Raw genomic sequence first — 18,123 nt, 5'->3', positions numbered from 1 at the left:
TTCGCGGAACATGTCCTCGTGTCCGTGACTGCCCCTGCGCCCGGCCCGAAGGCGACCCCCGCAAAGGGCCGCGACCGCTATCTCGACACGCTGCGTGCGGTCGCGATCATCCGCGTGGTCACCTACCACGCGTTCGGCTTCGCATTTTTCCCCTGGTTCCCCGCGATGGGCGTCATGTTCGCGCTCGCCGGGACGCTCATGGTGCGCTCGATCGACAAGGGTGCACTGACCGCGGTCAAGAGCCGGTTCCGCCGCCTGCTGCCGGTCGTCTGGGTGTTCGGCGCGATCTGGATCCCGCTGATGGTCTGGCACGACGGCGCTCCGAGCGAGTGGGCGTACAGCGAGAGTGGCGACTCCCCGCTCTGGCAGCTGGCGTTCTGGCTGCTGCCGGTCGGTGACCCGCCGGGCAGCGAGTGGGGCGAGGTCGCCTGGGGCGTCCTCTGGTACCTGAAGACGTACCTGTGGTTCGTGGCGCTGTCGCCGCTGCTGCTCAAGCCCTTCCGCAAGGTGCCGTGGCTGGTGCTGGCGCTGCCGTTCGCGCTGCTCGGCCTCGCGGAGGTCGGCCTGCTCCCGCTCGAGGACTGGTGGGGCAGCACGTTCAACGACGTCCTGGTCTACCTGGGCTGCTGGCTGGTCGGGTTCGCACACGCCGAGGGCATCATCAAGCGCCTGCCGCTGCCGGCGCTGTTCGCGATCGGCGGCGCGATGATCGCGGCCGGCATCGGGTGGCTGGCCGGGCCGGGTAACGCCGAGGCGCTCGACTCGGGCGGCAAGGCGTGGCAGGTCGAGAACAGCAGCCTGACGCTCGCGCTCTACTCGTTCGGCGTCGTGTTCATCCTGATGCGCTACTCGTCGCGGATGGAGTGGCTGCAGCGTCACGCGGTGATCGACCGGATCATCACGATCTTCAACTCGCGCGCGGTCACGATCTACCTCTGGCACAACGCCGCGATCCTCATCGCGATGACGGTGTTCGAGCAGTTCGACATCGACACCTGGCTCGCCTGGTTCCCGGTGACGTGGGTGCTGGTCGGTGTCTTCGTGCTGGCGTTCGGCTGGGTGGAGGACGTCGCTGCCCAGCGCAAGCCGGAGCTGGTGCCCGGCAAGGTAAAGGTGCGAGCGGCACCGCTGGAGACCGGTCCGGCCGCCGGGACCGAGCCCGCGACCCCTGCCCCGGTTCCGGCCGCGGCACCACAGGGGAACGCCTACGGCGCCGACCCGCGCTACGCCAACGACCCCCGCTACGGCGGCGACCCTCGCTACGGCGGTGATCCTCGCTACGGCGGTGATCCGGGTTACGGGGCGAACCCGAACTACGGCGCCGATCCCCAGTACGGGGGCGACCCGCGTTATTCGGATCCGCGCTATCAGCCCCCGCAGCAGTACGACCCCCGACAGGGCGGGCGCTATCCGTCGGCGGAGTACGGTACGCCGCGTCCGCACTCGGACGGTCCTGACGACCGCCATTATCAGTGAACAAGCTGCAGAAAGTCCTCGTCTGCGGATGTACTGAATTTGTTCACCCAAACTGGACTAAGAGTGTCGGCAACACTACACTGCGCGCGTGACTTAGTTCCCTGAAACAACCATGCGCGCCCGATCAGAGGGTGATCATGGTTCGGTGACCACGCAAACGCCTGCGCGCGCCTCGACCGGGGCTCGGGACCGGTACTTCGACGTCCTCCGGTTCCTTTGCATCCTGTGGGTGGTCGTCTACCACATCTTCTCGAGCGAGGCGTGGCTCGGTTTCTGGCCGGCGATGGGCCTGCTCTTCGCGATCTCCGGATCGCTGATGGTCCGCTCGCTCGACCGTGGCGCACTGAAGACGATCAAGAACCGCCTTCAGCGTCTGCTGCCCGTGCTCTGGCTGGCCGGCGTCATCGGCATCCCGCTGATGTTCTGGCACGGCTGGCCGTCCGACGAGCGTCCGGCGCTGTGGCGCCTGGTGTTCTGGATCTTCCCGCTGTCCGACCCACCGGGCTCGGAGTGGGCGGCATCGCTCACCGAGCCGCTCTGGTACATGCGGAGCATCGTCTGGTTCATCCTGCTCTCGCCGCTGCTGCTCATCCTCTTCCGCTGGTACCCGAAGACGATGATCACGATCCCGCTGCTGGTGATGGTCGGGGTCGCGTCCGGCAAGATCGGCTTCGGCTGGGCCGGTGACCTCGGCGAGGGTGTTCTCACCGACGGCTTCACGTTCCTCTCGCTCTGGTTGCTCGGGTTCGCGCACCGCGAGGGGATGCTCAAGAAGGTTCCGGTACCGGCCGTGGTCACCATGGGCCTGGTACTGGCGGGGCTGGCGACCGCCTGGGCGTTCACGCACCAGGAGGAGAACAGCTACGACTTCAACCTGATCCCGCCCGGTCAGGCGATCTTCTCGTTCGGCATCGTGCTGATCCTGCTGCGCTTCGCACCGAAGTTCAGCTGGGTGGGCAAGAACAAGGCGCTCGACCGCCTGATCACGATCGTCAACGGCCGCGCCATGGTGATCTACCTGTGGCACAACGTCGCGATCGAGCTCAGCTACCCGGTCGGCGACAAGATCAACGTCTGGAAGTTCGGCGAGACCGGCGGTACCGCGATCTGCGCGATCATCGCGATCGTGCTGACGATCCTCGGAATGCTCGCATTCGGTTGGATCGAGGACGTCGCCGCCCAGCGTCGGCCCCAGCTGCTCCCGAAGGACCTCGGGAAGAAGGGCGGCTCGTCGACGCCCGCCGCCCCCGCCGTCGCGTCCGGTGTCACCGGGGGTGGGCTGCCCGAGCCGGCAGTGGCCGCGAACGTCGACGACAGCACCGTGTCGCTCCCCGTGTCGGGCGCACCGGTGGGTGGCGCCTGGCACGCGCAGCCGCAGCGCCAGCCGGGTGGTGTGTACGGCTCCCCCGCCGTGCCGCGCGACGACCACCAGTACTACGACAATGACAGGCGCGTGCCCGAGCAGCAGCGGCGGACGCCCGAACGCGGCACCTACGGCGCACCCCGCAGCGGCCGGTTCCCGGACGTTCCCGCCGAGCGCAACGACGTCGGCTGGAGCGCCGGCCCCGGCCACCAGCAGCCGCGAGGCCGCGGGGAACAGCCACCCTCGTTCGACGAGACGGGAACGATCCCCCGCAACCGCTAGGCCGGGAGCGACAGTTCGAAGATCGCACCGCCGCCCGGACGGGCGGCGGTGGTCAGTTTCCCGCCGTGCAGATCGGCCGCCCAGAGCGTGATCGACAAGCCCAGGCCGATCGATCCGCCGTCGCTGCGGAACCGGCCGAACAGCGCCGACGCCACGGTCGGGTCGATGCCCGGGCCACGGTCGCTGACCGTGATCCGCCCGGGCTTCAACACCGCGACGTCCACCTGCGGGGCGACGCCCGGGTGGTGCCCGTGCTTGAGCGCATTTTCCACCAGGTTCGCCACCGCACGGGTGACCAGGTGTGCGTCGGCGCGGACCGTGCAGTCCTCGGAGTGGAACGTGACCTGCGCCCGTGCGCCCGGCCCACCCACCGGGTCGGCCAGCTGATCGACGATGCTCTCGACCAGCAGATCGAGCCGGAGCGGCTCCTTGTTGAGGTGCTGAACGCCGGCGTTCAGCCGCGCGCGGGTCAGCAGGTCGTCGATGATGTCGCCCATCCGGGCCGACAGGGCCACGGCCCGCGGAAGCAGATCCGACCGCTGGGAAGGGTCGGCGAGGGCCGCTTCGGCCAGCGTCCGCAGCGTCGCGACAGGGGTGCGCAGGTCGTGCGCCGCGTCAGCGAGGAACGCCTCCTGACGCTCCAGCGCGTCGACCGCGGGCCGCATCGAACGCCCCGACAGCGCGTGGCCGGCGAGCGCGGCCAACGTCACGAGCGTCACGCACCCCAGGATCAGCGCCGCGACGAGCTTCTCGTGCTCCTCGTCACCGTCGGTAGGGTCGCCGACGACGACCACCGCACCGGCGGCGATTCCCTCGTTGTCGTAGAGCGGTGCCGAGAGCAGGCGCGTCGGGTGCCCGGCGTCGTCCTCACCGTCGGTGCGGACGATCCCACCGGCGTCGACGGCCTGCGCGGCCACACCGTTGAGATGGGACACCGTCACCTTGAGCTCCGGATCGCTGCTCGCGAACACCGAGCGCTGCGGCGGCGAGCCGAGCAGGATGACCACCTGCGGGGACCCCGTCGAGACCTCGTCCTGGGCGATGTCCTGCAGCTGGACGCCACCGGAGCCGGTGAAGTAGACAAGCGCGACAGCGGTGCGTGCCCTGGTCTCCATCGCGTTGTCGAGCCGGGTCTCCCGCAGGTGGTTGTCGGTGTTGATCGCGAGCGTCGCCAACGCGATCAGCCCGCAGCCGGCCACTACCGTGTACAGAACGGTCAGCCGCCACCGCAGCAGCCGCAGCGACCGCCGGACGCCGACCGTCCCGGTGCCCTTGCCGGTGAGTTTCCGCTTCCGGAGCCTGCCGGAGCGCCGCGCCGGAGCTTTCCCGGGCGCGGTAGACGCGAGCGGCGGCGTGGCGACCACGATCAGCCGTAGGCCGGTTCGGCGGGGTCGGTACCGAGCAGGTAGCCCGCGCCCCGGACGGTGTGGATGAGCTGCGGGCCGCCGAGCTTGCGCCGCAGCTGACGCACGAGCACGTCCACGACGTTCGACATCGGCTCGGCCATCGCGTCCCAGCAGTGCTCGATGAGCGTGCTCCGGCTGACCACCTCACCGGCGTGGTTGGCCAGCAGTTCGAGCACCGCGAACTCCTTGGCGGTGAGCGTCAGCAGCACTCCTCCGCGCCGGACCTGACGCCGCGGGACGTCGATCTCGAGATCGACGACGCGCAGCACCGGAGCGGCCGGCGGCCCGGTGGTGAGCGAGCGACGGCCGAGGCTCAGGACGCGCGCAACGAGTTCCGCCACGGCGAACGGCTTCACGAGGTAATCGTCACCGCCGTGCTCGAAGCCGGCGACCCGGTCGGCCACGCTGTCACGGGCCGTCAGGAAGAGCACCGGGGTGGCCCATCCGCCGCGTCTGCGCGCGGAGACGTAGTCGACGCTGTCCCCGGACGGAAGCATCCGGTCGAACACCACGCACGCGTAGGGGCTGACCAGGACCGCTTCGTCCGCGGCCGGGATGTCACCCACCAGATCGACGGCCAGCCCGGCACCACGCAGCGCTGCCGCGACCGCGTATCCCAGGTCGGCATCGTCCTCGACCACGAGCACCTTCACGCCGTCACTCTCCCACGCGGCGCCCACCCGGAAACGGCGAAGGGGCCCCCGGTCGCGGGGGCCCCTTCGGGACGGTTCAGCTCGGTTGTCCGGGGGCCGTGAGGCCCGTGCGGTGCAACTTGTGCCACCGCAGCCGGGCGCCGGTGAGCGCCGTGACCACGGACTGGATCATCACCGCGTACATCAGCTGCCGGTACACGAACTGCTGTGCGGGCAGCGACCACAGCGGGCCGAGTTTCTCCTTGTCCAGCTTGAACGCGAACACCGCCAGGAAGAACTGGAGCGCCAGCATTCCGACCCACGCCGCGGCCGACAGCGCCGCGTCGTAGGCGACCAGGCCGTAGAGCGCGAACACGTCGATCAGCGGCGCGAAGAGCGGCAGACCGACCTGGAAGATACCGAGGAAGACCAGACCGAACCGGCCGAACCGACCCGACGGACCGCTCTCGAACACCGCCTTGCGGTGCTTCCACATCGCCTGCATCGTGCCGTAGCTCCAGCGGTAACGCTGCTTCCACAGCTGCTGGATCGTCGACGGCGCCTCGGTCCAGGCCCGGGCCTTCTCCTCGTAGACGACCTTCCAGCCGGCGCGCCCCATGGCGATCGTCAGGTCGGTGTCCTCGGCCAGGGTCTCGTGCGAGACCCCACCGACGTCACGCAGCGCCTCCCGGCGGAACGCCCCGATCGCGCCGGGGATCGTCGGCATGCACTGCAGGATGTCGTACATCCGCCGGTCGAGGTTGAAGCCGATCACGTACTCGATGTGCTGCCAGCGCGCGACGATGCTCTGGCGGTTACCGACCTTCACGTTGCCGGCCACACCACCCACACGCGCGTCGGCGAACGGCTGCACGAGCTCGTAGACCGAGTCGGGCTCGAAAATCGTGTCGCCGTCGACCATGACGATGACGTCCGCACGCGCCCAGGCGGTGCCGATGTTCAGCGCCGCGGGTTTACCGCCGTTGGGTACCCGGACCACCCGCACGTTGGCGAAGCCCAGGCCCTCGGCGATCTCCGCGGTGTTGTCCGACGAACCGTCGTCGACCACGATCACTTCGACCATTGGATAGTTGCTGGTCGCCAGCGATCTGACCGCGGCCGCGATGCCTTCCTTCTCGTTGTAGGCCGGCACCACGACCGAGACCGGTTCGAGGAACTCCGGACCCCAGCGGAAGTTCTTCGACCGCCGCTTCCGTGCGTGGACCGTGGCCAGCACCAGCATCAGCACCAGGCGGGCGAGCGTGAGCACACCGACGACGGTCAGCAGGCCCACCAGGCCCGTGACGAACCAACCCGACGCCTGGACGACCCAGATCATCGCCCGGCCGCGCCAGATCTCACCGGCGCTGGCCGGCTGCATGGCCTGGAAGTTGCTGCCGCCGTCGTTGTTGTTCCAGTCCGGGGACTTCTTCAGGCCTTCACCGACGGTGACGAACTGGTAGCCCTCGTTCCGGAACCGCGGGAGCATCTTCTCGATCGCGGCGAGCGTCATCGCGCGGTTGCCACCGGCGTCGTGGAAGAGCGAGACCGCCCCGTACCGCTTGTCGGACGGGTAGGCCTTGTTGACGATCTTGTCGACGCCTTCCTTCTTCCAGTCCTCGCTGTCGGTGTCGTTGACGACGTTGAGGTAACCGAGCTTTCCGGCCTCCTCGACGATCGGCCAGTACACGTTGTCGATCGCGTCGGCCTGCGACGAGTACGGGAAGCGGAGCAGCGACGTGGTGACGCCGGCCGCGCCGACGATCGCCATCTGCGTCTGCGAGTACTGGAGCTTGCGCTCCCAGGCACCCATCTCCGACATCTCGGGGTGGGTGAAGCTGTGGATGCCGACCTCGTGGCCCTCTTCGACCATCCGCTTGACCAGGTCGGGGTGCTCGGTGACCGCGGAGCCGACGAGGAAGAACGTCGCGTGGGCGTCGTACTTCTTCAGCAGGTCGAGGACCAGCGGCGTCCACTTCTCGTCCGGGCCGTCGTCGAACGTCAACGCGATCGTCTTCTGCGGCAGCCGGTACGAGTACGGCTTGTCGTGGGTGGTGTCGATGATCGGCCCACCGTTGAGCACCGAGTCCGGAACCTGATCGGAGTCACCAGAGAGGTGGACGTTCTTCGGCGTTGCGACCTGCGCCTGGACGTAGGCCTGCACCATCAGGACCGCGACCAGCACCAGCAGCAGGAACGCGACGAACAGGAAGCGCGGGCGCGGTGGAACCTTGCGGGCCTCGCCGCCGCTCTCGCCGCTGCCTCCCCCACTGCCGCCTCCGCCCGGCGGTGGGTTCGCGGGGCCGCCGCCGTCGCCGAACGTCGGCGGGTTGGCTGGTGGCCGCTGCTGCGGGAACTGCGTCCCCGACTCCGCACCTGGGAAACGCGCCGGTGCAGCCGGCGCGGGAGGCGCCGACTGCGGGTAACGCTGTGCGGGGTACTGCGGGTACTGGGTCGGCTGCGGGACGCGGCCGTATTGCCCAGGCTGCATCTCGGTCAGCTCTCCGTGGTGGTACTCGGGCTCGGGCTGATGCTCGGCGCCTTCTTTTTCTTCGGCTTCTTCTTCTTGGGCGCCGTGGTGGTGGCCGATGTCGTGGTCGGCGCTTTACTGGCCGGTGCCGGCGGCGTCGTGGACGCCGGCGGGTCGGCGGGCTTCGGCACGGTGCTGCTGCCGCCGCCCCCGGTGCCGGGCGCCGGGTTGGCCGGATTCGACGTCGTGGCCGGCGGGTCGGCCGGCTTCGGGGGGGCACTGCTCCCGCCACCACCGGCACCGGTGCCGGGAGCCGGGTTGGCCGGCGGATTCGCCGGCGGGTCCGCGGGCTTCGTCGTGACCGGCGGGTCCGCCGGCTTCGTCGTGACCGGCGGGTCAGCGGGCTTCGTGGTGACCGGCGGCGGGTCAGCGGGCTTCGTCGTCGGCGGCGGGTCGGCCGGCTTCGTCGGCGTGGGCGTCGGCGATGGCTTGGTGGGTGTCGGGGACGGCTTCGTCGGCGTCGGCGACGGCTTGGTGGGCGTCGCGGACGGCTTCGTCGGCGTCGGCTTCACCGGCACCTTGGCCGTACCGGACAGGGTCACCTTCGGCGTGGTGGTGGCGGTGGAGTCGATCCGGTCACCGCGGTTACCGTCGTCGCCGCTCCGGGCGATCTCCTGGTCGCTGCTGACAGCGGACAGCGAGCCTTCCGGCTCCTTGTCGTCGTTCGCCAGCGGAGCGACGGTCGGAACGCCGGGGATCGGCAGCAACGCGTTGGGAGCGATGGGACCGCCGGCGAAGCTCAGGCCCAGCACGGCTGCGTAGGCGACAGCAACGCCCCCCGTGAGGAAACCGACGGTACGCAGGCGTCGACGCCGCTTACCCGTCGCATCCACGAACACCGGAGCAGCGACGATGTCTTCAGGTAAGACCTCGACCTGCTCGGTATCGGAATTCAGCCCTGATTCCACGAGTGCACCTTAAGCGATATCTCAAAGACGTCAACGAAACCGACAAGATGGACTTCCGACCCAACGCGCTCTAATTTGGGCGGACAGGCGGGGTTCAATCGGTCATCACGGACAGTGCCATTCCTGTGAAGTCACCAATCCGACATAGAACCTCAACTGTTCGACGGAGCGCGTCTTAAAAATCAGACGGCCGACCGGAGCATTTGGTTCGTACGGCTGACGACTGAAATTACCGGGAGTAGCGAGAACGTCGCGCTTGCGCGCAGCATATTCTGCCAGGTCAGCGCTACAGTCCTGAGCACCGATCCGACACCGGAGCGTTGTGCTGCATTCACTCTGCGGAACGGTCATCCATCACGGTACGGATGCGAACCGCTACAGAGACGGCAAACTTCGCCTGGTTTCAGGCAGGTGTAGGACACACCCAATAGACGCTGTGAACAGCGTTGAAGTTGCTTCAGAAGGGCGACTGATTCAATTACTTTCAGTAGTGAATCACATACTCGTGGTCACTACTGTGGACGGTTTCCCAGGATCGTTTTCCGGACGTTGAGGACGTAGATCCACACCAGCAGGAAAATGCCGCCAACCACTCCCAGCATCCAGTGAATGACGCCGGTCGCGACGATCACGATCTGGAGGACGGTGACCGCATTCCACGCCCATCCGCGGCGCAGCAGGCCCGCCGCGCCGAGACACAGCACCGCGAGCCCCAGCGCGAGAGCGGTGGCCGCGCCGGAGGCATCCGGTAGCAGCGTCCGCAGCGGCTGGATCGCGAGCAACAGGACGAGGGACTCCAGCACGAGCACGGCGGCGCCCACGCCACGCACCGCCGCACCGGGATTCTTCAACCCCGACTGCGGCGCACCGTCCTCGGCCGGCTCGGCGGCCGGGGTCGGGTCGTCGGACTCGGCCACGACGTCCTCCTCCGGCCGGCTCATCGGGCCAGCAGCTTCCGGGCCTCGGCCGCCGTCACCACCGAGCCGGTGACCAGTACCCCGGCTCCGGCCAGCGGCGCGTCGCCGGCGTCGTCCTCTTCGGTGATCGCGACCGCGGACTCGATCGCGTCGTCCAGCCGCGAGGCGACATCGACCCGATCGGCACCGAACACCTCCACCGCCACCGCGGCCAGATCGTCGACGCTCAACCGGCGCGGTGACGAGTTCTCGGTGACCACGATCGCGTCCGCGACCGGCTCGAGCAGTTCGAGCATGCCCCGGTAGTCCTTGTCGTCCAGAACCGCGACGACGGCCACCAGCTTGCGGAACGCGAACGCCTCGGCCATCGCCTGCACCGTGGCGGTCATGCCCGCCGGGTTGTGCGCGGCGTCCACGAGCACTGTCGGCGAGGTACGCAGCCGCTCCAGGCGTCCCGGCGACCGCACGTTGGCGAAGCCTTCGCGTACGGCGTCGGACGCCAGCGCGCGGCCCGGTGCGGCGCCGAGGAACGCCTCGACCGCGGCGAGCGCGAGCACCGCGTTCTGCGCCTGGTGGGCGCCGTGGAGCGGCAGGAAGATGTCGTCGTACTGGCCGGCCAGGCCCTTGAGCCGCAGTTGCTGGCCACCGACCGCGATCGTGCGCTCGAGAACACCGAATTCGACGCCCTCGCGCGCGACCGAGGCGCCCTCGGACGCCGCCCGCGACAGCAGCGGCTCGATCGCGTCGGCCGGCTGGACCGCGGTGACGACGCTCGCGTCACCGTGGATGATGCCGGCCTTCTCGGTGGCGATGCTGGCTACCGTGCCGCCGAGCAGGGCGGCGTGGTCGAGGCTGATCGGCGTGATGACCGCGACGCCGGCGTCCAGGACGTTCGTCGCGTCCCACTCGCCGCCGAGGCCTACCTCGACGACCGCGACGTCGACCGGGGCGTCGGCGAACGCGGCGAACGCCATCGCGGTGGTGAATTCGAAGTACGTGACCGGGTCTGCGTTCTTTGCGTCGAGCAGGTCGGCCATCGGCGCGACCTCGTCGTAGGCCGCGGCGAACTTCCCGGCCGGGATCGGCTCGCCGTCCAGCGCGATGCGCTCGGTGACCGACTCCAGGTGCGGGCTGGTGTAGCGGCCCGCTCGCAGCCCGAAGGCCTTGAGGAGGCTGTCGATCATCCGCGACGTCGACGTCTTGCCGTTGGTGCCGGTCAGGTGGATCGCCGGGTACGCCCGCTGCGGGTTGCCCAGCAGATCCAGCAACGCGACGATCCGGTCCCGGTCCGGCACCATCCGCCCGGGCCCCCGGGCATTCAGCCCCGCCTCGGCCCGCGCCAGCTCAGCCGCATCCGCCGCGGCCCGGTCGCGGTCGTTACTCATGCCGACTCCCCCGCGATGCGCATGTACTCACGAGCCGGGCAGGGCGGCGAGTTGGGATTCGAGGCGGGCCAGGTCGGCCTCGGCGGCAGTGAGGCGCTCGCGCACCTTCGCGACGACCGCGTCGGGCGCCTTCGCGAGGAACGCCTCGTTGCCGAGCTTGCCCGAGTTCTGTGCGCGTTCCTTCTCGGCCGCCGCCAGGTCCTTCTCCAGCCGACGCCGTTCGGCGGCGACGTCGATGGTCCCGGACGTGTCGAAGCTGACCGTGAGCGCTGTATTCCCAGTACCCACCTGCACCGTGCCGGTGACGGTGAAGTCGTCCCCCGCCGGGTCGAGCCGCGACAACGACCGGATCAGCGCCTCGTGCGCGGCCACGCCGAGCGCGTCCAGCCCGTCGAGCCGGGCCGGCACACGCTGCGTCGGCTTGACGCCCTGGTCGGAGCGGAAGCGACGCACCTCGGTGACGACCCGCTGGAGCGCCTCGATCTCGGCCTCGGCCGCGGGGTCGCGGCGACTGAGCTCAGGCATCGGCCACTCGGCGATCACCACCGATTCCTTGCCGGTCAGCGCCGTCCACAGTGCCTCGGTGACGAACGGCGTCACCGGGTGCAGCACGCGGAGCAACCGGTCGAGCACGTGCCCGAGCACCGCCCGGGTCGTGTCGGCGCGGATGCCACCCGCGGCGAGCTCCGGCTTGGCCAGCTCGACGTACCAGTCACAGACCTCGTCCCACGCGAAGTGGTAGAGCACGTCGGTGAGCTTGGCGAACTCGTAGCGCTCGTAGAGGTCGTCGACCTCGGCGAGCACCGTGTGCAGCCGCGAGAGGATCCACCGGTCGGCCGGCGACAGCTCCTGCGGCAGCTCTGCGCTCGCGTCGGCGCCGTTGAGCAGCGCGAACCGCGTGGCGTTCCAGAGCTTGTTGCAGAAGTTGCGGGCGCCGGCCACCCACTCCTCGCTGGAGGCCTGGTCGGAGCCCGGGTTGGCACCGCGCGCCAGCATGAAACGCAGCGCGTCGGAGCCGTAGGCGTCCATCCAGTCCAGCGGGTCGACGGTGTTACCGCGCGACTTCGACATCTTCTTGCCGTACTTGTCACGCACGAGCCCGTGCAGCGCCACGACGTCGAACGGCTGCCTGCCGTCCATCGCGTACAGGCCGAGCAGCATCATCCGGGCGACCCAGAAGAACAGGATGTCGTACCCGGTCACCAGCACGCTGGTGGGATAGAACTTCGCCAGGTCGGGCGTCTCGTCCGGCCAGCCCAGCGTCGAGAACGGCCAGAGGCCCGACGAGAACCAGGTGTCGAGCACGTCGGTGTCCTGGGTCCACTCCGGACCGGGCGGCTGCTCGTCCGGGCCGACGCACACCATCTCGCCATCGGGTCCGTACCAGACCGGGATGCGGTGGCCCCACCACAGCTGGCGGGAGATGCACCAGTCGTGCATGTTGTCGACCCAGTCGAAGTACCGCTTCGACAGCTCCGGCGGGTGGATCGTCACCCGGCCGTCGCGGACGGCGTCACCGGCCGCCTTCGCGAGCGATTCCACCTTCACGAACCACTGCAGCGACAGCCGCGGTTCCACGACCGTGTCGCACCGCGAGCAGTGACCCACCGCGTGCACGTACGGACGCTTCTCCGCGACGATGCGGCCCTCTTCGCGCAGCGCCGCGACCACAGCCGGGCGCGCCTCGAACCGGTCGAGCCCCTCGAAGGGGCCGTGCGCGGTGATGACGGCCTTCTCGTCCATGATCGTGAGGTTCGGCAGGCCGTGGCGCTGACCGATCTCGAAGTCGTTCGGGTCGTGCGCCGGTGTCACCTTCACCGCACCGGTGCCGAAGCTCGGGTCGACGTGCTCGTCGGCCACGATCGGGATCCGCCGGTTGGTCAGCGGCAGCTCGACCTCGGTGCCGACGAGGTGCTGGTAGCGCTCGTCGTCGGGGTGCACGGCCACCGCGGTGTCACCGAGCATCGTCTCGGCCCGGGTGGTGGCCACGACGATCGCGTTCTCGCCGTCGCCGTAGCGGATGCTGACGAGCTCGCCGTCGTCGTCGGAGTGCTCCACCTCGATGTCGGACAGCGCGGTGTGACAGCGCGGGCACCAGTTGATGATGCGCTCGGCGCGGTAGATCAGGTTGTCGTCGTAGAAGCGCTTGAAGATCGTCTGGACGGCCTTCGACAGGCCCTCGTCCATCGTGAACCGGTCGCGCGTCCAGTCGACGCCGTCGCCGAGGCGGCGCATCTGACCGGCGATCTTGCCGCCGGACTCTTCCTTCCACTGCCACACCCGGCGCACGAACTCGTCGCGCCCCAGGTCGTGACGGCTCTTGCCCTCGTTCTTGGCCAGCTCGCGCTCGACGACGTTCTGGGTGGCGATGCCGGCGTGGTCCATGCCGGGGAGCCACAGCACCTCGTACCCCTGCATCCGGCGACGCCGGGTCAGGGTGTCGATGAGCGTGTGGTCGAGCGCGTGGCCGATGTGCAGCACACCGGTCACGTTCGGGGGCGGGATCACGACCGAGAACGGCGGCTTGTCGCTCGTCGCGTCGGGAGTGAAGTAGCCGGCCGCGACCCACCGCTCGTAGAGCGGCCCCTCTACGTCCGCCGGCGTGTACTTGGTCGACAGTTCGGTCGACGACGACGGCGGTGCCTGGGTGTCGGGCTGTGTGGTCACGACGTGAATCCTAGTTCGGTCGGCGAGCGCGTTCGCCACCCGGATGCGAGCGTGGCAGGGTAGTCGCTTGGATCCGATTTCGGGCGGCAGGGTGGGGGGCGTAGCGGGTTGGAGGACTTGATTGCCCCGATGTGGGGCCCGCTGATCGGTCTTCTGGTGCTGATCGCGGTGATCGTCGGCGCGGTCCGGATGCGCGGTCCCGGCTCCGCGCCGATGCGGAGAGCGATGCTCACGATCGGCGGCGGCATCGTCGCGGTGTTCCTGATCGGCGTCGCGGCCGAGGGCTGCTCCGGCCCGGCCGTTTCTCCCGGAAACGCAGTGGTACAGCCCTAACTGATCCAAGATCGTCAAACGTGCGCTGTGAACTGCTCCGCGGGTCGATCGGCCTGTCCGCGTTCGCCCCGGCCGCGGCCTCGTGGCTGACCCACGACCCGGTCCGTCACAACCATCTCGCCACCGTCGTCAGCCAGCGGGCCGACGGCACGCTGCCCACCGAACCGGACTCGCTCTGGGCGCTGATCCGCTCCGATCGGGGTCTGCCGCCGACCTGGGTCGCGACCTGGACCCCGCCGCACCTGCTGCTCGTCCCGGAATTGGACGACGAAGCCGCCGACGCGCTCGTCGATGCCCTGCTCGAGGCCGGTGAGGCGCTGCCCGGCGTCACCGGGATGTCGCCGGGTCCGACAGCGGTGGCCCGGGCCTGGACCGCGCGCACCGGCGCACTGGCACGCCCCGGTATGTCCACCAAGCTGCTGGTCCTCGACTCGTTACGACCGCCGGTGGACGTTCCCGGCAAGCTGATCCGCGCCGACTGGACATACCGCCCCTGGCTCGTCAGGGGCGTGCTCGGGTTCATGAACGACACGCCGCACGACGAGCCGGGGCAGTTCACCGAGCAGGACGCGGCCGATCGGGTCGACTATTTCCTGAGCGGCGGGCGCGCGTGGATCTGGGAGGTCCGCGGAACACCCGTCGCGATGGTCTGCTTCGCTCCCCCGGCCGACCGCATCTATCGGATCAACGCCGTCTACACGCCGCCGGTGCACCGACGACGTGGGTACGCGGCAGCCGCGACCGCCGAACTCAGCCAGCACCTGCTCGACATCGGCGCGCGTGGCGTCCTGCTGTTCACCGACGCGCACAACCCGACCAGCAACGGTGTCTACGAGCGGATCGGCTACCGGCCGGTGGCCGAGGGCGAAACCTGGGTCTTCGCGTAGTAGTTACAGAGCACTCCGTCCTGATCCGGCAACCGCCGGTTGGCCAGGCTGGGCAGCTCGGCCCGCACCTCGTCCAGCCGCGCCAGATCCAGGTCGGCGGTGACCACACCGACGACGTCCGGTGCCTGGGCCACGACCGTGCCCCAGGGGTCGATCACCATGCTGCGTCCGAAGCAGGTGCGGTTCGGTTCGTGGTCGCCGATCTGGCCGGCGGCGACGACGTAGCACTGGTTCTCGATGGCCCGCGCGCGCAGCAGGACCTCCCAGTGGTCCCGGCCGGTGTGGGCCATGAATGCCGCCGGTACGACGAGCACCTTCGCGCCCGCTACCGCCAGCGCGCGGTAGAGCTCGGGGAACCGCAGGTCGTAGCAGATCGAGAGACCGATCGGGGTGCCCTCGACGCCGGCGACGACGAGCTCCTCACCCGGCGCGATCGTCTTCGACTCGTGGTAGGAGACGCGACCGGGGATCTCGACGTCGTAGAGGTGGATCTTGCGGTAGGCGGCGACCCGCTCGCCGGACCGGTCGAACACCAGGCTGGTGTTGTAGGCCCGCTCGCCGTCCTCGGCCCGCTCGCGGAACGAGCCGGCGAGCACGTTGAGGCTCAGCTCACGCGCGGCCCGGGAGAAGAATTCCGCGAACTCGCCGTCGACGGTCTCCGGCTCTGGTTCCCCTCGCCGCCGACCCAGGTAGTCGACGAACTCCGGCAGCACGGCGAAGTCGGCACCCGCCGCGGCGGCCTGTTCCAGCAGACGCCGAGCCTCCGTGAGGTTCGCCGCCCGGTCGTCCCGTGCATTGAGCTGACACACCGCAACACGCATGGAGAAATTCTTAACCCTCAGCGGCAGAGATCGCCACCGTCGCAGAGCGCGCACGCCGCACCCGCGCCAGACGCGTGGCTAGCCGGTGGCGGCGAGGAGGGCCAGGGCGGTTCCGGCCAGGCCCAGGCCGAGCAGTTGCCAGCCGCGGACCTTCTCGTGGTCGAGCACGAGCGCCAGGACGACGGTGCTGGCCGGGTACAGCGACGCCACCGGCGCCACCAGCGCGAGCTGCCCAGCGTTGTTGGCCAGCACGTAGAGCACGTTCGCCACGGCGTCGAACGCACCAGCGGCCAGCACGAACGGCACCGCGGCACGCGAGACGGACATCCGCTCCCGGCGCACGAGGCTCACGATCACCAGCGCGACGACCGCCGTCACCTGTGCGACGACCAACGGCCACTGCCCGGTGGCGGAGTCGACTCGGTCGAGGAGGACGAAGAACAGCCCGAACCCGAACCCGGCCACCACGGACAGGCCCACCAGCGAAGGGGTGACGACCGCGCCGGTGGTCGCAGGCCGGCCCCCGCCGGCACTCACCAGCGCGATCGCCACGACTGCGCACCCGACGCCGATCAACGGCACCACGCCGGGCGAACCATCCACTCCGATGCCGACGACGACCGGCAGCACTGCCGACGCCGCCGCCGTGATCGGAGCCACCACAGCCATCGCCCCGGCCGACATCGCCTTGTAGAACAGGACGACCGCGCCGACACCGGCGAGGCCGGCCAGCGCCGCCCAACCGGCATCCGCGACGCCCGGCACCGCGTCGGCACCGAGCAGCAGCGTGAGCACGAGCAACAGCGGAAACGCGAACACCTTCGCGACGAGCGTCACGGCGACGGCCGGAGCGCGCTTGCCCGCGGTGCCGCCGCAGTAGTCGCCCACGCCGTAGACCAGGGCCGACCCGGCGGCGAGCAGTACCGGAATCACCGCGGGCTCCAACCGGTAGCGTGGTTCATGACTCCGTTTGTATCACTGCATTGACCGAAGAGGCCAATATATTGACCGCAGCTCGCGATGACGCACGTCCCGCGATCGCTCTCCTCGTGGGCGAGCGGGTCCGGAGCCTGCGCACGAACCGCCGTTGGTCGCTCGACGAACTGGCCGGGCGCTCCGGCGTCAGCAAGGGCATGGTCGTGCAGATCGAAGCGGGCCGGACGAACCCGAGCATCGGCACGCTCGTGCGGATCGCCGACGCGTTCGGCGTCACCGTGGCGCGGTTGGTGGAGGAGGCTCGGCCTCCGGAGGTGCAGGTCACCGGCCCCAGCGACTACAGCGTGCTGTGGGAGGGGCCCTCGGGCGGCCGGGCGACGCTGTTCGCCGGTCTCGACGATCCGGAGTTCGTCGAGTTCTGGGAGTGGGTGCTCGAGCCCGGCGAGGAGCACGTCTCCGAGGACCACTCGGTCGGTACGCGGGAGATGGCGCACGTGTTGAGCGGCACGATGACGCTCGTCGTCGGCGAGGTGGAGCTGCGGGTCGAGACCGGCCGGACCGCTGTCTATCCGGGCGACGTCCCGCACCGGTACCGCAACGACGGCACCGAGCCGGCTCGCGTGCACATGGTGGTCACGATGCCGCCCGGGGAGTTCGACCGGCGTACTCGTCGCTGAGGCGACTCCAGGCCAGGACCGCGCAGAGGCCGAAGCCCACCGCGTTGAGGACGCCGTGCGTCGCGGCCATCCAGGTGAGGCTGAGCTTCGGGACGCCGAACGCCTCGCCGAGTGCCCAGTCGAGTGCGAGCAGCATCGTGAGCACGAGCACGACCGATGAGACGCCGAGCAGGATCCGTGCCGTCCGGTCCCGCACCGACGCCCTGGCGCGCCAGGAGAGCGTGCCGACCACCCACATGCCTGCGGTGAGGACCGCGGCACCCGCCAGCTCGACCAACTCCCCCGCGAAGAACCCGATCAACACCAACAACGTCCCCGCCGGCACGGTCAACGCCGCGAAGTCGGCAGCCCTCCGCCCCACCACCGCCACGCCCCGCGCCGCCGCTGCGCCCCACGCGGCCGGCTCGCTCGAGGCGGCCGAGGCGACCAAGCCGGCCACGAGGGCGGCGGCGAAGCCGGCGTAGTGGAAGTGAGCCACGGTGAGCAGGAGGATCTTCGGCCCGAAGCCGAGCAGGGTTCCGCCCGCCCGCTCGACGACGAGCGACGCCCCGGCCACCGCCGGGGTGACGAGCGCGGTGAGCGCCGCGACGTCCACCGGAGCGAACGACCGGTCCCGGACGAACCGGGCCGCAGCCGTGCCCGCCAGCACGAACGTCCCAAGCGCGTACACACAGGCGAGCCCCACCGCGAAGATGCTCACCGGCAGCGCCAGCGACAGCGCACCGACGATGGCGACCGGCGGCCAGCATGCCCGCAGCACCCGTAACCCCGGGGCTTCGAGCAACCCCAACCCCACCGGAACGATCACGAGCATGCCGAGCACGATCGCCGGAACTACCGCCCATCGCATGGCTGACCTCCTTGTTTAAGCAATCGCTCAAATTCTACCGCTGTCTTGAGCGC

At 69.6% G+C, this 18,123-nt stretch carries 14 protein-coding genes and 1 pseudogene; 6 read left to right on the top strand and 9 right to left on the bottom strand.

The window, feature by feature from the left end:
- The first annotated feature begins 24 nt into the window (after window positions 1-24).
- On the top strand, window positions 25-1,476 hold the full coding sequence (locus ACGFY5_RS06465; protein WP_392717955.1) for an acyltransferase: 1,452 nt from the start codon (window positions 25-27) through the stop codon (window positions 1,474-1,476).
- A 145-nt stretch (window positions 1,477-1,621) separates the two neighbouring features.
- Complete coding sequence (locus tag ACGFY5_RS06460; RefSeq protein WP_392717953.1) at window positions 1,622-3,121, top strand: acyltransferase family protein; 1,500 nt, start codon at window positions 1,622-1,624, stop codon at window positions 3,119-3,121.
- Here ACGFY5_RS06460 and ACGFY5_RS06455 read toward each other — a convergent pair.
- The 3 genes from ACGFY5_RS06455 to ACGFY5_RS06445 form a co-directional block, all read right to left on the bottom strand.
- Window positions 3,118-4,485, bottom strand: coding sequence for a sensor histidine kinase (locus tag ACGFY5_RS06455; protein WP_392717951.1), 1,368 nt, complete (start codon window positions 4,483-4,485; stop codon window positions 3,118-3,120). The two genes, ACGFY5_RS06460 and ACGFY5_RS06455, sit on opposite strands and share 4 nt — an antisense overlap.
- A gap of 2 nt (window positions 4,486-4,487) precedes the next feature.
- The gene (locus ACGFY5_RS06450) at window positions 4,488-5,174 is read right to left on the bottom strand and encodes a winged helix-turn-helix domain-containing protein (RefSeq protein WP_392718683.1); all 687 of its coding nucleotides are present in this window, start codon (window positions 5,172-5,174) and stop codon (window positions 4,488-4,490) included.
- A gap of 82 nt (window positions 5,175-5,256) precedes the next feature.
- On the bottom strand, window positions 5,257-7,650 hold the full coding sequence (locus ACGFY5_RS06445) for a bifunctional polysaccharide deacetylase/glycosyltransferase family 2 protein (RefSeq protein ID WP_392717949.1): 2,394 nt from the start codon (window positions 7,648-7,650) through the stop codon (window positions 5,257-5,259).
- On the opposite strand from ACGFY5_RS06445, the gene ACGFY5_RS06440 reads away from it, so the two are divergent.
- Window positions 7,636-8,451, top strand: coding sequence for a hypothetical protein (locus ACGFY5_RS06440; RefSeq protein ID WP_392717947.1), 816 nt, complete (start codon window positions 7,636-7,638; stop codon window positions 8,449-8,451). The two genes, ACGFY5_RS06445 and ACGFY5_RS06440, sit on opposite strands and share 15 nt — an antisense overlap.
- A gap of 658 nt (window positions 8,452-9,109) precedes the next feature.
- Here the strand turns inward: ACGFY5_RS06440 and ACGFY5_RS06435 are convergent.
- Genes ACGFY5_RS06435 through ACGFY5_RS06425 form a run of 3 tightly spaced genes read right to left on the bottom strand, consistent with a single transcriptional unit; the run spans window position 9,110 to window position 13,566 of the window.
- Window positions 9,110-9,538, bottom strand: coding sequence for a DUF4233 domain-containing protein (locus tag ACGFY5_RS06435; protein WP_392717945.1), 429 nt, complete (start codon window positions 9,536-9,538; stop codon window positions 9,110-9,112).
- Window positions 9,535-10,899, bottom strand: a complete 1,365-nt coding sequence (locus ACGFY5_RS06430) for a bifunctional folylpolyglutamate synthase/dihydrofolate synthase (protein ID WP_392717943.1) — start codon at window positions 10,897-10,899, stop codon at window positions 9,535-9,537. The genes ACGFY5_RS06435 and ACGFY5_RS06430 overlap by 4 nt, the downstream gene beginning before the upstream one ends.
- A gap of 27 nt (window positions 10,900-10,926) precedes the next feature.
- Window positions 10,927-13,566, bottom strand: a complete 2,640-nt coding sequence (locus ACGFY5_RS06425) for a valine--tRNA ligase (RefSeq protein ID WP_392717941.1) — start codon at window positions 13,564-13,566, stop codon at window positions 10,927-10,929.
- A gap of 129 nt (window positions 13,567-13,695) precedes the next feature.
- Here ACGFY5_RS06425 and ACGFY5_RS06420 point away from each other — a divergent pair, with 129 nt between their 5' ends.
- Together ACGFY5_RS06420 and ACGFY5_RS06415 are read left to right on the top strand one after the other, a co-directional pair.
- Window positions 13,696-13,899, top strand: coding sequence for a hypothetical protein (locus tag ACGFY5_RS06420; RefSeq protein ID WP_392717939.1), 204 nt, complete (start codon window positions 13,696-13,698; stop codon window positions 13,897-13,899).
- A 20-nt stretch (window positions 13,900-13,919) separates the two neighbouring features.
- Window positions 13,920-14,786 carry a GNAT family N-acetyltransferase gene (locus ACGFY5_RS06415; protein ID WP_392717937.1) on the top strand — a complete coding sequence of 289 codons (867 nt, stop codon included), beginning with the start codon at window positions 13,920-13,922 and terminating at the stop codon, window positions 14,784-14,786.
- Between the two features lie 29 nt (window positions 14,787-14,815).
- Here the strand turns inward: ACGFY5_RS06415 and ACGFY5_RS06410 are convergent.
- Both ACGFY5_RS06410 and ACGFY5_RS06405 read right to left on the bottom strand, forming a co-directional pair.
- Window positions 14,816-15,607: pseudogene (locus ACGFY5_RS06410) on the bottom strand (carbon-nitrogen hydrolase family protein); the annotation flags it as partial.
- Window positions 15,608-15,685: 78 nt separating this feature from the next.
- Complete coding sequence (locus ACGFY5_RS06405) at window positions 15,686-16,540, bottom strand: EamA family transporter (protein ID WP_392717935.1); 855 nt, start codon at window positions 16,538-16,540, stop codon at window positions 15,686-15,688.
- A gap of 116 nt (window positions 16,541-16,656) precedes the next feature.
- On the opposite strand from ACGFY5_RS06405, the gene ACGFY5_RS06400 reads away from it, so the two are divergent.
- Window positions 16,657-17,220: a helix-turn-helix domain-containing protein gene (locus ACGFY5_RS06400; protein ID WP_392717933.1), complete on the top strand. Its 564-nt coding sequence runs from the start codon at window positions 16,657-16,659 to the stop codon at window positions 17,218-17,220.
- Here the strand turns inward: ACGFY5_RS06400 and ACGFY5_RS06395 are convergent.
- On the bottom strand, window positions 17,177-18,070 hold the full coding sequence (locus tag ACGFY5_RS06395; protein ID WP_392717931.1) for a YndJ family protein: 894 nt from the start codon (window positions 18,068-18,070) through the stop codon (window positions 17,177-17,179). The genes ACGFY5_RS06400 and ACGFY5_RS06395 overlap by 44 nt on opposite strands.
- Window positions 18,071-18,123: the final 53 nt, after the last annotated feature.

Origin of the sequence: Cryptosporangium sp. NPDC048952, from assembly GCF_043197895.1 — a bacterium.
Classification (GTDB): Bacteria; Actinomycetota; Actinomycetes; order Mycobacteriales; family Cryptosporangiaceae; genus Cryptosporangium.
This window is presented reverse-complemented; position numbering and strand designations above follow the sequence as displayed.

What these genes read in the sequence shown, in the direction of transcription:
- ACGFY5_RS06445 (WP_392717949.1), bottom strand. Translation starts at nt 7,650, where the DNA reads ATGCAGCCTGGGCAATACGGCCGCGTCCCGCAGCCGACCCAGTACCCG.
- ACGFY5_RS06435 (WP_392717945.1), bottom strand. Translation starts at nt 9,538, where the DNA reads ATGAGCCGGCCGGAGGAGGACGTCGTGGCCGAGTCCGACGACCCGACC.
- ACGFY5_RS06430 (WP_392717943.1), bottom strand. Translation starts at nt 10,899, where the DNA reads ATGAGTAACGACCGCGACCGGGCCGCGGCGGATGCGGCTGAGCTGGCG.
- ACGFY5_RS06420 (WP_392717939.1), top strand. Translation starts at nt 13,696, where the DNA reads ATGTGGGGCCCGCTGATCGGTCTTCTGGTGCTGATCGCGGTGATCGTC.
- ACGFY5_RS06395 (WP_392717931.1), bottom strand. Translation starts at nt 18,070, where the DNA reads ATGCGATGGGCGGTAGTTCCGGCGATCGTGCTCGGCATGCTCGTGATC.